Source organism: Chromobacterium sp. CCUG 76385, assembly GCF_059916625.1.
The window spans coordinates 215628-229583 of sequence record NZ_JAUCGU010000003.1 but is presented as its reverse complement, the minus strand read 5'-3'; the positions used below and the strand labels follow the sequence as shown (position 1 = coordinate 229583).

The window sequence follows — 13956 nt, the reverse complement described above, 5'->3', positions numbered from 1 at the left end:
TGCTAAGTTACCGTTACAATGACTACATATTTTTGTTTGAGTCACGATGAATTCTGGTCTTGCTGTCTTGCCTCGCCTTCCTGGCAAATTGCTGTTGCATCACGCCCGCGCCCGTCTGCGCCATGGCGGCGTGATCGCCTATTCCACCGAATCCTGTTACGGCCTGGGTTGTCGTCCGCTCGACGTGCGGGCGATTCGCCGCGTGCTGGCGATCAAGGCGCGGCCCAATCACAAGGGTTTGATCGTCATCGCCGCCGATTTCGAGCAGATCCGCCATCTGGTGCGGCCGCTTAGCGCGGCGCAGCGCGCGGAACTGGCGCGCTATTGGCCCGGTCCATACACCTTTCTGTTGCCTGCTTCGCGGCGGGTGCCGCCGGCGCTGCGCGGCCGGCATGACAAGATCGCGGTGCGGGTGACGGCACATGGCGAGGCGGCGGCCTTGTGCCGGGCGCTGGGGACGGCCTTGGTGTCGACTTCGGCCAACCGCGCGGGCCAGAAATCGTTGAAAACGGCGCAGGCCTGCCGCAAGGCGTTTAAAGATAAGGTATTGACCTTGCCGGGGCGCATCGGCAAACGGCGCAAACCGTCCACCATCATCGATCTGGAAACCGGCCGCGTGTTACGCTAGCCGTATGTGAACCGAGGAATAAGACGTGCAACAGATTTCATTCATCAGCCTGATCCTGAACGCCAGCCTGTTGGTGCAGTTGGTGATGGCGGGATTGGCCTTGACCTCCCTGCTGTCCTGGGCGCTGATTTTCAACAAGATCTCGGTTTTGGGCGCGGCCAAGCGCCATAGCGAGGAGTTCGAGCGCAACTTCTGGAGCGGGGCGGACTTGAACCGTCTGTACGAGGATGTGTGCCGCCGTAGCGACGCGGTGGGGATGGAGCGCATTTTCCAGTCAGGCTTCGCCGAGTTTCTGAAGCTGCGCGGCCGGACCGGCACCGAGCTGTCAGACATCATGGATGGTTCGCGCCGGGCGATGCGCGCGGCGGCGCAGCGCGAGCTGGACGCGCTGGACAGCCACACCTCTTTCCTGGCGACGGTCGGTTCGGTCAGCCCTTACGTCGGCTTGTTCGGCACGGTGTGGGGCATCATGCATGCCTTCATCGGCTTGGGCAACGCCGGCCAGGCCACGCTGAGCACGGTGGCGCCGGGGATTGCCGAGGCGCTGGTGGCTACGGCGATCGGCCTGTTCGCCGCCATCCCGGCGGTGGTGGCCTATAACCGCTTCGCCACCGATGTGGACCGCCTGGCCACCCGTTTCGATACCTATATGGAAGAGTTCTCCAACATCCTGCAGCGGCTGGCGATGCGCTAAGCCGCTTGCCGCCCTGGCTGGCCTCTGGCATGGTTTGAGTCCGTACCGTCTGGACTTCGCCATGCCTTTTTCACGTCTCGCGCCGCTCACGCTGGCGGCCTTCTTCGCCCTCTACATCATCTGGGGCTCCACTTATCTGGCCATTCGCATCGGGGTGGAGTCCTGGCCGCCGCTGATGATGGCCGGCATTCGTTTTCTGTTGGCGGGCGGCATCGTGCTGGCCTATCTGCGCTGGCGCCGCGTGGCGTGGCCGGATGCGCGCCAGCTGCGTGGGGCGGCCATTCTTGGCGTGCTGATGCCGGCTGTGGGCAATGGCTTGGTGACGATGGCCGAGCGCGAGGTGTCGTCCGGCGTGGCCGCGCTGGTGGTGGCGACGGTGCCGCTGTTCACCTTGCTGTTCGCCCGACTGTTTGGCCATAAGTCGCGCGCCTTGGAGTGGGCGGGCATGTTGCTGGGCGTATTCGGCATCGTGTTGCTGAATCTGGGTTCCAGCCTGCGCGCAAGTCCTGAAGGGGCGGTGCTGCTGGTATTGGCCTCGGCCGGCTGGGCGCTGGGCTCGGCCTGGAGCAAGCATCTGGCGCAGCCGCCGGGCGCGATGGGCAGCGCCTGGACCATGATCTTTGGCGGCCTGGCCTTGCTGCTGTCGAGTTTCGCCATCGGCGAGCGCTTGACGGCCTGGCCGGGCGCTGCCGGCTGGGGCGCCTTGCTGTATCTGACGGTGTTCGGCTCGATGATCGCCTACAGCGCCTACCTGTATCTATTGCGGACGGTGTCGGCCGCCGCCGCCACCAGCTACGCCTATGTCAATCCGGTGATCGCGGTGCTGCTGGGCGTGCTGTTCCTGGGCGAGCATGTCGGTCCGCAGGAGATGCTGGCCATGGTGGTGATTGTGGCGGCGGTGCTGCTGATCAGTTGGCGGCGTTAGCCGGGCGGCTCCTGCGGGATGCCCGGCGGGGTCTTACAGAGCTTGCCATAGCGCCGGTTGGCTGGATGGCGTCCAGCCGGAGCCGATCGGGGCGGTGTGCGGCTGCAGGCAACGGTAGCTGCGGCCCTGGTAGCTGACCAGCTGGCCGAGGCGGTAGGGCGTCCCTTCGCGCCAGTTGGCCGGCAGCGGCGGCACAATGCCGCCGTTGCCTTTCTTCAAATCAATGTTGTAGCCATAGCCCGGATAGCCATCGTTGAGATAGACGCGGTTGGCGCTGGCGCTTTGCACCGGCGTGATCACGACCTGCCGTTGCCGTTGGCTGGCCACGCCGATGCGTATGGCGCGCGACGCGGCATTGACCTTGCGTGCCAGCTCGTAAGGCCAGTTGGCCATGCCGGCGTTGGCCGGCGTCAGCTTGACGCTGTGGCTCTCGGCATCATGTCCCAGCGCGTCGAATACCCGCAGCGTCACCGTGCTGTTGGCCGGCAGATCCTCATGCGCGACGACGTTGCCTATCTCTTTCCATGGATTGGCCAAAGGCGGCTTTGCGCCGGGAGTTTGGCCGTCGGTGTCGAACATCACGTCGGAGCACGAGTAAAAGGCCTCTTCGCTGTCCGAACGCTTCCACACGTTGTAGATGATGTGGCGGCCGCTCTTGCCGGCCGGCAGCGGCAGCGTCATCCGATAGCGCTTGTCGCCGTCCAGGCGCGGCGTGCCGTTGATCGTGCCGAACAGTTCCAGATCAGACCATTTCAGCGGCTGCTCCGGCCGCCAGCCGTCGCGCGTGATGTAGAAACGGAAGTATTGGGTGGCATGCGGCGCGGTGGCGCGGTAGACGAACTCGTAGTTGCCTTTGGCGTCTGGCACGATGCGGGTGGCTGGCCAATCGGCGCGCGGCTGGTTGAAACCGCGGAATTCAGCCTTGCCGCCGCCGCACAGCGTGCCGTCCGGCACCACGGCCTGGTGTTGGTCGCCTGTCGGGTTCTGGTTGATGCCGTTCCAGTCATACATCGCCTGAGTGCCGCCGATTTGCCTGGCGTCCTGGCATGCCTTGCTCTTTGGCGCTTCCGGGCCTTCCAGATAGCAGCCGTAGACGCGATTTTGCGGTCGTTCCATCGTGCCGTGGGCCCATAGTTGGGCGCTTAAGCTGCTCAAGGCCATCACGGATAGGTGCCAATACGGTTTCATGCGGATTCCTCGTCTGATAGTGGTATGCGGAGGCTTCTCCGGCGTCACGCCGGGATCGTGCGGCCTTTCTGGGCCGACCATCCCGGCGTGCGGGGCGCGCCCTGCCAGGCGCGGCGGCTATTGTGGCAAGGTTTGACTGGGAGTTGACCTGTCCCGATGGCCCGGTTTGGCGCCGGGTCGATTTCTTTAAGGCGTCCCGCCGGACTGTCGCGGCGATGTCATGTCTCGCGAATCAATTCACCTTGCCTTGATAATTGGTATTGACGTGGTATTAATGTGGTATTAACGTGCGCAGTGTAGCGAACGGATTACGCGGCATTCGGAACAAGGATGGGATACCGGCGGCGGGAGACTAGGCTTACACTGCCATTTTCAGACCACTTGCAGACGACCATGGAAAACCGCTGGCAAGCATTGAAACCGGATGAAACCCTCAGCACCCCGTTATACCTGCAGCTGTCGCGCAAGCTGGCCGACGCGATCAACGCCGGCTGGTGGCAGGCAGACGAGGCGCTGCCGTCGGAACGGACGTTTTCGGAAGAGCTGGGCATTTCGCGGGTGACCGCGCGTAAGGCGATGGACGTGCTGCTGGAGCAGGGCATGATCCGCCGGCGCCAGGGATCAGGCACCTTCATCACGCCCAGGCTGGAGCAGCCGCTGTCGCGTTTGACCGGCTTCACCGAGCAGTTGAGGTTGCGCGGCTTCGTGCCGTCCTCGGTATGGCTGGAGCGCGGCGTGTTCCCGCCCAGCAACGAGGAAGTGATCAAGTTGGGGCTGTCGCCGACCTCGATGGTGGCGCGGCTGAAGCGCCAGCGCCTCGCCGACGGCGTGGTGATGGCGATTGAGATGAGTACGATGCCGGTGGCGTATCTGCCGGACCCGCAGTCGGTGGGCACTTCGCTGTATGCCCACCTGGACGCGGCGGGACATTCGGTGGTGCGCGCCCTGCAGCATATCCGGGCGGTGAATGCTTCGGGCGAGATCGCCCAGCTCGCCGGCATCCGGCCGGGCGAGGCGATGCTGTTGATCACCCGTATCGGCTTCAATGCCGACAATGTGGCGATCGAGCTGACCGACACCTATTGCCGCAACGATTATTACGACTTTGTAGCCGAACTGAAACGATGACTTTGAACCAGACCTTGCAGGGCCGCATCCTCACCGCCTCCGGCTGGATGGACGGCGCCGTGCGCCTGGCGGCCGATGGCCGCATCGCAGCGATAGACGCCAGCCTGGCATCGGGCCGGCAGCCGGAACGTTACATTCTGCCCGGCTTCATCGACCTGCACGTGCACGGCGGCGGCGGCGTGGACATCATGGAGGGCGGCAACGCCGTCTCCCATGTCGCGCGGCTGCACGCCCGTTTCGGCACCACGTCCTTGCTGGCCACCACCATGACCGCGCCGCCGGACGAAATCTCCCGCGTGCTGGCGGACATCGGACGCTGCAGCAAGGAGCGGGCGCCGGCCGGCAGCCGCGTGCTGGGCGTGCACCTGGAAGGTCCGTACATCAACCCCGGCAAGCTGGGCGCCCAGCCTGACGACGCCTGCCAGGCGGCGATGGCGCAGATCGACGCCTACCGCGCGCTGGCGCCGATCTCGCTGATCACCCTGGCGCCGGAGATCCCGGGCCACATGGACATCATCCGCCTGCTCAGCGCGCAAGGCGTGCGCGTGCAGATGGGCCACACCCTGGGCAGTTACGAACAGGCGGTGGAAGCCCTGCAGCAGGGCGCGTCCGGCTTTACCCACCTCTTCAATGCGATGACCGGCCTGCATCACCGCGAGCCTGGCGTCGTCGGCGCGGCGCTGGCGCATGCCGAGTACGCCGAGCTGATCCCCGATCTGCTCCACGTCCATCCGGGCGCCATCCGCACCGCCTTGCGCGCCATTCCGCGCCTTTACTGCGTGACCGATTCCACCGCCGCCGCCGGCATGCCGGACGGCCAGTACAAGCTGGGATCGCACTCGGTGACCAAATGCATGGGCGGAGTGCGTCTGGCCGACGGCACCCTGGCTGGCAGCACGCTGACCATGGATCAGGCGCTGCGCAATCTGGTGAAGATCGGCCTGCCGCTGGCGGATGCCTCGCACCGCCTGTCGCTGTATCCGGCCGACTATCTGGGCCTGGCCGAACGCGGCCGCCTGGAAGCGGGCGCCTGGGCCGACATCGTGGTGATGGACCCGGAACTGAATTTGCAGCAAGTCTACGTTGAGGGAGAGGAAATTGGCCTCGTTGATGCTTGAAGAAGCGCTGTACGCCGCCGAAGCGGTGGCCGCGCAACATATGTACGCCGATGAAGGCCTGGCTGCGCTGGGCCGCGAACTGGCCCGCATCCGTCCGCAGCTGGCGCTGACCGTGGCCCGCGGCAGTTCCGACCACGCCGCCAGCTATTTCGCCTATCTGGCGATGCAGCGCCTCGGCGTGCCGGTGGTGTCGCTGCCGATGTCCATCGTCACCCTGCACCAGTCGCCGCTGGCGGTGAAGGGGCAGCTGGCGGTCGCGGTATCGCAATCGGGCCAAAGCCCGGACCTGGTCGACACCATGAAGGCCCTGTCCGATGCCGGCGCCCACACCGTGGCGCTGGTCAACAAGCCGCACTCGCCGTTGGCGGAAGCATGCCATTGGGCGGCGCCGCTGTGCGCCGGCGAGGAAAAGAGCGTCGCCGCCACCAAGAGCTACATCACCGCGCTGTCTGCCGTGGCCCGCCTGGTGGCCCACTGGCAGAACGACGCCGGCCTGCTGGCCGCGCTGGAGAACTTGCCGCAGCGCCTGACCGAGGCAGCGGTCCAGGACTGGTCCGCCGCCATCGAAGTGCTGCAGCCCGCGGAGCGCATCATGGTGGTGGGCCGCGGCCTGGGCTTCGCCGTGGCGCTGGAAGCGGCGCTGAAGTTCAAGGAAACCTGCGCGATCCAGGCTGAGGCCTTCTCCGGCGCCGAGATCAAGCACGGCCCGATGGCGCTGATCGACGAAGGCTACCCGCTGTTGGTGTTCGCGCCGCGCGGACCGGAGCAGCAGGGCCTGATCGCCCTGGCCGCCGAGATGCGCGGCCGCGGCGCCAAGGTCTTGCTGGCCGCGCCGGCCGACGTGGAAAGCCGCGACCTGACGCTGAGCGTGGCCGATGACGAGGCGCTTGACCCGCTGCTGGCGATCCAGAGCTTCTACCTGATGGCCGCCCGCCTGTCCGAGGCGCGCGGGCTGAACCCGGATGTGCCGCGCCACCTGTCCAAGGTGACCTGCACCCGCTGAGGCGGGCGCGCGCAAGAATGTGAAGATTTCCCCGCCGCGTCTAGGGCTGTTTGGCCTGTAGACGCTTCCAGACCGTGGCGGCCCGCGGGGCGTCTCCCCCCGCGGGTTGTCGCCGGGTCGGAGGCCAAAGCGGCGGGGGAAGGCGCAGGAGACGGATGTGCGGGTAACGATGTTGTCACCCTCTGCCTGTGCAGGGCGCGGGGAATCTAGAGCTGTAAAGTGCTGGGGAGCCGCCGTTTGACAAGACGGCACCAGAATCAACCTGGGAGAGATCTTGTGAGTACTACCAACAAATTTGCAGGCATACAGCAGCTGGGGCGCGCCCTGATGCTGCCTATCGCCGTGCTGCCGGTCGCCGGCCTGCTGCTGCGCTTGGGCCAGCCCGATCTGCTGGACATCAAATTCATGGCGCAGGCGGGGGACGCCATTTTCAGCAACCTGGCGCTGATCTTCGCCATCGGCGTGGCGGTGGGCTTCGCCAAGGATGGCAACGGCACGTCCGGCCTGGCCGGCGCCATCGGTTTCCTGGTGCTGACCGCCGTGCTGAAAGTGATCGACGAAAAGATCAATATGGGCGTGCTGTCCGGCATTCTGTCCGGCCTGATCGCCGGGTATCTGTATAACCGCTACAAGGACATCAAGCTGCCCAGCTACCTTGCCTTTTTCGGCGGCAAGCGCTTTGTGCCCATCGTGACAGGCTTTGGCATGCTTGTGCTCGGGGCGGTGCTAGGCTACGTTTGGCCCCCGGTGCAGCATGGCATTGACGCCGTGGGCAAGTGGCTGATCGCCACCGGCGAAGTGGGCGTATTCTTCTACGGCGTGCTCAACCGCGTTCTGATCGTCACCGGCCTGCACCACATCCTCAACAATATTGTCTGGTTCCAAGTGGGCGACTTCACCACCGTCGCCGGCAAGGTGGTGCATGGCGACCTGACCCGCTTCTTCGCCGGCGACAAGACCGCAGGCATGTTTATGTCCGGCATGTTCCCGGTGATGATGTTCGGCCTGCCGGCCGCCTGTCTGGCGATGTACCGCACCGCGAAGCCGGAAAACAAGGCGGCCGTGGGCGGCCTGCTGTTCTCCATGGCGCTGACCGCCATGCTGACCGGCGTGACCGAGCCCGTGGAATTCGCCTTCATGTTCCTGGCCCCGGTGCTGTACGGCATCCATGCGGTGCTGACCGGCCTGTCCATGGCCATCATGCAGACGCTGGGCGTGAAACTGGGCTTCGGCTTCTCCGCCGGCCTGTTCGACTACGTCATCAACTATGGCATCGCCACCAAGCCGCTGCTGCTGTTGCTGGTGGGCGCAGTCTACTTTGCCGTCTACTACGCGCTGTTCGTGTTCTTCATCAAGAAGTTCGATCTGAAGACGCCGGGCCGCGAAGATGTGGCCGTAGCGGTGGCTGAAGTTGCCGCCGGCACCGGCCGCGCGCGCGCCTTCATCGATGCGCTGGGTGGCGCCGCCAACCTGAAATCGGTTGACGCCTGCACCACCCGCCTGCGTCTGCAGGTGGCCAGCAACGAGCAAGTGAACGAAGCCGCGCTGAAGGCGCTGGGTTCCCGCGGCCTGATCAAGCCGGCCGCCGGCAGCGTGCAAGTGGTATTGGGACCGGAAGCCGACCTGATCGCCGACGAAATCCGCAACGCGCTGGCTTCCGGCGCAAGCGCTCCGGCGCAGCAGGCTGCCGCCGAAAAGCTGGTGTCGGCTGCCGCCGCCAGCGGCGCCAGCATCGACAAGGCGCGCTGGCTGGCCGCTTTGGGCGGCGAGGGCAATGTGCGCAAGGTGGAAGTGGTGGCCGGCAGCCGGCTGCGCGTGGAAGTGGCCGATGCCGCCCGCGTGGATCAGGCGGCGCTGCAGCAGCTGGGCGCCAGCGGCGTCACCTCGGTGTCGTCTACCGTATTGCACGTGGTTCTGCAAGGGGACGCCACCCCTTACGCCGCGGTTTTACAGGCTTGAAGCGGTAAAATGATCAACATTTGATGTAGCGTGTTGATTACATTGTGAAATGAGTGGAAAGTGACAGCGCAAGGCGGGAAATCGGCCTTGCGCTGTTTTCTTAGGGCATGCGCGGCCTTGGCCGCGATCCGAATTCGCTATTTCGATGGCGTCGTTACCACCATCGAATCATTCATTGAGCTGTCACAAGCTGACAAGGAGACTTCATCATGGCTATCAAAGTCGGTATCAACGGTTTCGGTCGCATCGGTCGCATGGTGTTTCGCGCCATCGCCAAGGACTTCCCGGAGCTTGAGGTGGTTGGCATCAACGACCTGCTCGATCCGGAATACCTGGCCTACATGTTGAAGTACGACTCCGTGCACGGCCGCTTCCAGGGCGACGTCAAGGTGGAGGGCGGCAGCCTGGTGGTCAACGGCAAGACCATCCGCCTGACCGCGGAAAAAGACCCGGCCAACCTGAAGTGGAACGAAGTGAACGCCGAAATCGTCATCGATTGCACCGGCTTCTTCCTGACCAAGGAAGGCTGCCAGAAGCACATCGACGCCGGCGCCAAGAAAGTGGTGCAGTCCGCGCCGTCCAAGGACGACACCCCGATGTTCGTCTACGGCGTCAACCACGACAAGTACGCCGGCGAAACCATCGTTTCCGCCGCGTCCTGCACCACCAACTGCCTGGCCCCGGTGGCCAAGGTGCTGCATGACAACTGGGGCATCAAGCGCGGCCTGATGAGCACCGTGCACGCCGCCACTGCCACCCAGAAGACTGTGGACGGCCCGTCGTCCAAAGACTGGCGCGGCGGCCGCGGCATCCTGGAAAACATCATTCCGTCGTCCACCGGCGCCGCCAAGGCCGTGGGCAAAGTGATTCCGGAACTGAACAAGAAGCTGACCGGCATGGCCTTCCGCGTGCCGACTTCCGACGTGTCCGTGGTCGACCTGACCGTGGAGCTGGAGAAGGAAGCCGACTACGCCGACATCTGCAAGGCGATGAAGGCCGCTTCCGAGGGCGAACTGAAGGGCGTGCTGGGCTACACCGATGAAAAAGTGGTGTCCACCGACTTTGTCGGCAACACCGCGCCGTCCACTTTCGACGCCGACGCCGGTATCGCGCTGGACAAGACCTTCATCAAGGTGGTGGCCTGGTACGACAACGAATACGGCTACACCTGCAATATGCTGCGCTTTGTGAAGCACGTGGCAGGCTGAGCCTGATCGAGTAAGGGAGAGTTGTTCTCTGTTCCGGCTGGCGCCCGCAAGGGCCCCAGCCGTTTTTTCATTCGTCTTCGTGCAGCGCCGGCATGCGCGGCGCTACCGGCGTGTCGATGATGATGGAGGTTTTGGTGTCCCCAAACTGCATCAGCCGCGCGATCAGCGCCTGCAGCGCGGGCATGGTGTCCACCGCCACCTTGATCATCAGGCCGCTGGTGCCGGTGATGGACGCGCATTCGATCACCTCCGGCGTGTTGCGGATTTCGTCTACCACCACGTAGTACTCCAGGTGCTTGACTGTCAATTCGATCAGGCAGGAAATCGGCAGGCCGACCCGCGCGGGGTCGATCTGCGCGCGGTAGCCGGTGATCACGCCGGCCTGCTCCAGCTTGGCCACGCGATCCGCCACCGCCGGCGCCGACAGGTTCACGCGCCGCGCCAATTCGGCGAAGCTGATCCTGGCATTTTCATGCAGTGAGGCGAGGATTTTTCGATCAAATCTGTCCATGTTTTGATTGTAAGCTGGAATGTTGAAACAAACAGGCAAACGAAGGTGAAAGTAGAAAAAATCCTTCGATTTTTATGCTCGCGTAGCGAAATTGCTACGTAGAATGCACCCCGTAATCAGGAGCAGGAGGCATGTCCCGCCTCCTGTTCCTCTCCAAGATTGGTTGCGGATGAGCGTGTCGCTCGACCCCCTCATTTGAGACTGTCCTGGTGATCTCTTTGTCCCTGGTCTCTTGTCAGATCAATGTTTTGACGACGACCATTCCGGGTCTGCCGCAGCGGCAGGCCCGTTTTTTTTTGGCGGTCTTGGAACTTCCTGCAAGGATGCGGCACAATGCTCGCGAACGTTTCAAGACATGTCATATTACTGTCATCTGGCGTTTGTATCCTTGCCACAAAATCAAACCGAGGATAGCCGAATATGGCCGCCAATATCTTGCTCGTGGAAGACGAACCGGCGATTCAGGAGCTGATCGCCTTCAACCTGGCCCAGGCCGGCCATCATGTGCTGCGCGCCGGCACCGCCGAGGCGGCGCTGACGCTGGTGAGGAACGCGCTGCCGGACTTGGTGCTGCTGGACTGGATGCTGCCCGGCGCCAGCGGCGTGGATGTGGCCAAGCGTCTGCGCGCCGACGAGCGCACCCGCCATATCCCCATCATCATGCTGACCGCCCGCTCCGACGAGCAGGACAAGATCATCGGCCTGGAAACCGGCGCCGACGACTATATCACCAAGCCGTTCTCGCCGCGCGAACTGCTGGCCCGCATCAAGGCCGTGCTGCGCCGCCGCGCGCCGCAGATGACCGACGACGCCGTCGATGTGCAAGGCCTGCGCCTGGACCCGGTGACCCACCGCGTCACCGGCCACGGCAATGTGATCGATCTCGGTCCGACCGAGTTTCGCCTGCTGCATTTCTTCATGACCCATCCCGAGCGCGTCCATTCACGCGCCCAGTTGCTGGATCAGGTGTGGGGCGACCATGTTTTCGTCGAGGAGCGCACCGTGGACGTGCACATCCGCCGTCTGCGCAGCGCGCTGGAAGGCACCAAGCACGACGGCCTGATCCAGACGGTTCGCGGCACCGGCTACCGTTTCTCCGTGCAGCAGTAGGCCGCGATGCACGAATTCCTGCAACGCACCGCCCTGTGGCTGGCGGCCATCACGGTCATCAGCTGCGGCTTCTGGGTCTCATCATCGGCCGACGCCGCGCTGCTGGCGCTGGCGATTTGCCTGGGCGCCTGGCTCGCTTTCAATCTGTATCACATCGCGTTGCTGATGCGCTGGCTGCGCCATCCGGTGCCGGAGCGGGTGCCGGACGGCTTCGGCGTCTGGCATACCGTGTTCATGACCCTGTACCGCACCATGCGCACGCAAAGCCAGAGCAAGAAAAAGCTCACCCATGTGCTGGAGCGCTTCATCAACGCCGGCGAGGCGATGCCGGACGGCGTGGTGGTGCTGGACGAGCTGGACCGCATCGAGTGGATCAATCCGATGGCGGTTGAGCATCTGGGGCTGGACCGCAAGCGCGACGTCGGCAACCAGATTCTCAACCTGATCCGCCAGCCGGCCTTCCATGCGTATATGAAGAACGCCAGTTTCAGCCAACCGCTGATGCTGACCTTCAGCCAGCCGCGCGAGCTGGTGATCTCGCTGCAATTGGTGCCGTTCGACTCCACCCGCAAACTGCTTTTGACGCGCGACATCACCCAACTGGAGCGGGTGCAGACGGTGCACCGCGACTTCGTCGCCAACGTTTCGCACGAGTTGCGCACCCCGTTGACCGTGGTGGGCGGCTTTCTGGAGACGCTCAGCGACATGCCCGAGGTGAACGACCAAATGTTCCGCCAGTTCTTGCCGATGATGATGGAGCAGTCGCGGCGGATGCAGAGCCTGGTGGAAGACCTGCTGACGCTGTCCAAGCTGGAAAACAGCCCGAAGGCGGTCAATTCCGAGCGGGTGGACATGCGCGATATGCTGGACACGCTGATGGTGGAGGCCGAAGGGCTGTCGCAGGGCCGCCATCAGGTCAAGCTGCTGCGCAACTGCGACTGCGGCCTGTGGGGCAGCAGCCAGGAGCTGCATTCCGCCTTCGGCAATCTGGTGTCCAATGCCGTGCGCTATACGCCGGAAGGCGGCAGCATCACGCTGGCCTGGCAGGACGAGGGCGATCAGCTGCGCTTCTCGGTCAGCGATACCGGCATCGGCATTCCGCGCGAGCACATCCCGCGGCTGACCGAGCGTTTTTACCGCGTGGACCGCGGCCGCTCGCGCGGCAGCGGCGGCACCGGCCTGGGTCTCGCCATCGTCAAGCACGTGCTGGCGCGGCATCATGCCCGGCTGGAGATCAAGAGCGAGCCGGACAAGGGCAGCACCTTCAGCGTGGTGTTTCCGCGCGAACGCCGCAACGACAGCCAGGCCGCCTGATCCCGTTCGATCCAGCGCAAACCGCCGCGACAATTTTGTTGGCGTGGCGGTTGCGGCGCGCTACGATGTCTGTCTTTACCTCAAGCAATTCCCCCTGGACGCCTCACCATGAATCGTTTGCAAGCCATTCGTCCGTTCGGCCAGCGCATCTGGCTGGACAATCTGTCCCGTGAACTGATCGCCTCCGGCGAACTGTCGCGCCTGCTGGCCGACGACGGCATCGCCGGCGTGACCTCCAATCCGGCCATCTTCTACAAGGCGATCAGCACCGACGCCAGCTATCAGGGCGAGCTGGCCGTGCTGAAGCAAGACGCAGGATTGTCCGCCGAAGCGCGCTACGAGAAACTGGTGGTGGCCGATATCCAGGCCGCCTGCGATCTGCTGCAGCCGCAATACGAGGCCAGCCAGGGCAATGACGGCTACGTCAGCCTGGAAGTGTCGCCGGAGCTGTCGCGCGACGAAGCCGGCACCCTGGCCGCCGCGCGCCGGCTGTGGGCCGAAATCGGCCGCGCCAACGCGATGATCAAGATTCCCGCCACCGCCGAAGGCATCCGCGCCTTCCAGCAGCTGACCCGCGAAGGCGTCAACGTCAACATCACGCTGCTGTTCTCGCTGCCGCAGGTGGAAGCGGTGTGGGATGCCTACATCGCCGGCCTGTCCGCGCGCCTGGCCGACGGCAAGGCGGTGGCCGGCGTCAAGGCGGTGGCCAGCTTCTTCCTGTCGCGCGTGGACAGCCTGCTGGATCCGCAAGTGGCCGAGCCGCACAAGGGCAAGGTGGCCATCGCGCTGTCCAAAGCCGCTTACGCGCGCTATCAGGAGCGTTTCCACGGCGAAGAGTTCGCCAAGCTGCGCGCCGCCGGCGCCCGTCCGCAGTTCCTGCTGTGGGCTTCCACCGGCACCAAGAACGCCGCTTACAGCGACGTGCTGTACGTGGAGAGCCTGATCGGCGACGAAACCGTCAATACCGTGCCGGACGCCACGCTGAGCTGCTTCCGCGATCATGGCAACGCCGCGCTGACGCTGCCGCAAGGCATGGAGCAGGCCAAGGCGCTGTTGGCCGAAGTGGAGGCCGCAGGCATCGATTTGGCAGCCGCCGGCGAGAAGCTGCAGCAGGACGGTCTGAAGCTGTTCGAGGATGCGTTCGCCCAGTTGCTGAAACTCACCGCCTAA

General features: G+C 64.3%; 13 protein-coding genes. 11 read left to right on the top strand and 2 right to left on the bottom strand.

All coding sequences use genetic code 11. The features are described from left to right. Window positions 1-94 precede the first annotated feature (94 nt). The 3 genes from tsaC to yedA all read left to right on the top strand — a co-directional run bounded on the left by tsaC (window position 95) and on the right by yedA (window position 2247). Window positions 95-628: an L-threonylcarbamoyladenylate synthase type 1 TsaC gene (tsaC, locus tag QUG01_RS04505; protein WP_500829073.1), complete on the top strand. Its 534-nt coding sequence runs from the start codon at window positions 95-97 to the stop codon at window positions 626-628. A 25-nt stretch (window positions 629-653) separates the two neighbouring features. After that, entirely contained in the window at window positions 654-1322 is a 669-nt protein-coding gene (tolQ, locus tag QUG01_RS04500) for a protein TolQ (RefSeq protein ID WP_103321366.1), read from the top strand. A gap of 61 nt (window positions 1323-1383) precedes the next feature. Then, window positions 1384-2247 carry a drug/metabolite exporter YedA gene (gene yedA / locus QUG01_RS04495; RefSeq protein WP_500829072.1) on the top strand — a complete coding sequence of 288 codons (864 nt, stop codon included), beginning with the start codon at window positions 1384-1386 and terminating at the stop codon, window positions 2245-2247. 33 nt (window positions 2248-2280) lie between these two features. Here the strand turns inward: yedA and QUG01_RS04490 are convergent, their stop codons facing one another. Continuing rightward, on the bottom strand, window positions 2281-3435 hold the full coding sequence (locus tag QUG01_RS04490; RefSeq protein WP_500829071.1) for a lytic polysaccharide monooxygenase: 1155 nt from the start codon (window positions 3433-3435) through the stop codon (window positions 2281-2283). Between the two features lie 393 nt (window positions 3436-3828). On the opposite strand from QUG01_RS04490, the gene QUG01_RS04485 reads away from it, so the two are divergent. The 5 genes from QUG01_RS04485 to gap all read left to right on the top strand — a co-directional run bounded on the left by QUG01_RS04485 (window position 3829) and on the right by gap (window position 9851). Beyond that, on the top strand, window positions 3829-4563 hold the full coding sequence (locus QUG01_RS04485; protein ID WP_043629116.1) for a GntR family transcriptional regulator: 735 nt from the start codon (window positions 3829-3831) through the stop codon (window positions 4561-4563). After that, window positions 4560-5681, top strand: a complete 1122-nt coding sequence (gene nagA, locus QUG01_RS04480; protein ID WP_500829070.1) for an N-acetylglucosamine-6-phosphate deacetylase — start codon at window positions 4560-4562, stop codon at window positions 5679-5681. Before QUG01_RS04485 ends, nagA begins: the two co-directional genes overlap by 4 nt. After that, window positions 5674-6684 carry an SIS domain-containing protein gene (locus QUG01_RS04475; protein WP_500829092.1) on the top strand — a complete coding sequence of 337 codons (1011 nt, stop codon included), beginning with the start codon at window positions 5674-5676 and terminating at the stop codon, window positions 6682-6684. Before nagA ends, QUG01_RS04475 begins: the two co-directional genes overlap by 8 nt. 276 nt (window positions 6685-6960) lie before the next feature. Further along, window positions 6961-8643, top strand: a complete 1683-nt coding sequence (gene nagE, locus QUG01_RS04470) for an N-acetylglucosamine-specific PTS transporter subunit IIBC (RefSeq protein WP_500829069.1) — start codon at window positions 6961-6963, stop codon at window positions 8641-8643. Window positions 8644-8852: 209 nt separating this feature from the next. Next, the gene (gap, locus tag QUG01_RS04465) at window positions 8853-9851 is read left to right on the top strand and encodes a type I glyceraldehyde-3-phosphate dehydrogenase (RefSeq protein WP_011134115.1); all 999 of its coding nucleotides are present in this window, start codon (window positions 8853-8855) and stop codon (window positions 9849-9851) included. Window positions 9852-9918: 67 nt separating this feature from the next. Here gap and QUG01_RS04460 read toward each other — a convergent pair whose 3' ends face one another. Next, window positions 9919-10362 carry an Lrp/AsnC family transcriptional regulator gene (locus tag QUG01_RS04460; RefSeq protein ID WP_500829068.1) on the bottom strand — a complete coding sequence of 148 codons (444 nt, stop codon included), beginning with the start codon at window positions 10360-10362 and terminating at the stop codon, window positions 9919-9921. A 420-nt stretch (window positions 10363-10782) separates the two neighbouring features. On the opposite strand from QUG01_RS04460, the gene phoB reads away from it, so the two are divergent. The 3 genes from phoB to tal all read left to right on the top strand — a co-directional run bounded on the left by phoB (window position 10783) and on the right by tal (window position 13956). Then, entirely contained in the window at window positions 10783-11472 is a 690-nt protein-coding gene (gene phoB, locus QUG01_RS04455; protein WP_103321360.1) for a phosphate regulon transcriptional regulator PhoB, read from the top strand. Window positions 11473-11478: 6 nt separating this feature from the next. Beyond that, window positions 11479-12786, top strand: a complete 1308-nt coding sequence (phoR, locus tag QUG01_RS04450) for a phosphate regulon sensor histidine kinase PhoR (protein WP_500829067.1) — start codon at window positions 11479-11481, stop codon at window positions 12784-12786. Window positions 12787-12894: 108 nt separating this feature from the next. After that, a complete protein-coding gene (gene tal / locus QUG01_RS04445; RefSeq protein WP_500829066.1) occupies window positions 12895-13956 on the top strand; it encodes a transaldolase in 1062 nt (353 codons plus the stop codon).

Bases quoted from the DNA above. Each gene is read 5' to 3' on its own strand.
- yedA (WP_500829072.1), top strand. From the start codon at position 1,384: ATGCCTTTTTCACGTCTCGCGCCGCTCACGCTGGCGGCCTTCTTCGCC.
- QUG01_RS04460 (WP_500829068.1), bottom strand. From the start codon at position 10,362: ATGGACAGATTTGATCGAAAAATCCTCGCCTCACTGCATGAAAATGCC.
- tal (WP_500829066.1), top strand. From the start codon at position 12,895: ATGAATCGTTTGCAAGCCATTCGTCCGTTCGGCCAGCGCATCTGGCTG.
- phoB (WP_103321360.1), top strand. From the start codon at position 10,783: ATGGCCGCCAATATCTTGCTCGTGGAAGACGAACCGGCGATTCAGGAG.
- nagA (WP_500829070.1), top strand. From the start codon at position 4,560: ATGACTTTGAACCAGACCTTGCAGGGCCGCATCCTCACCGCCTCCGGC.
- QUG01_RS04490 (WP_500829071.1), bottom strand. From the start codon at position 3,435: ATGAAACCGTATTGGCACCTATCCGTGATGGCCTTGAGCAGCTTAAGC.
- QUG01_RS04475 (WP_500829092.1), top strand. From the start codon at position 5,674: ATGCTTGAAGAAGCGCTGTACGCCGCCGAAGCGGTGGCCGCGCAACAT.
- gap (WP_011134115.1), top strand. From the start codon at position 8,853: ATGGCTATCAAAGTCGGTATCAACGGTTTCGGTCGCATCGGTCGCATG.
- phoR (WP_500829067.1), top strand. From the start codon at position 11,479: ATGCACGAATTCCTGCAACGCACCGCCCTGTGGCTGGCGGCCATCACG.
- QUG01_RS04485 (WP_043629116.1), top strand. From the start codon at position 3,829: ATGGAAAACCGCTGGCAAGCATTGAAACCGGATGAAACCCTCAGCACC.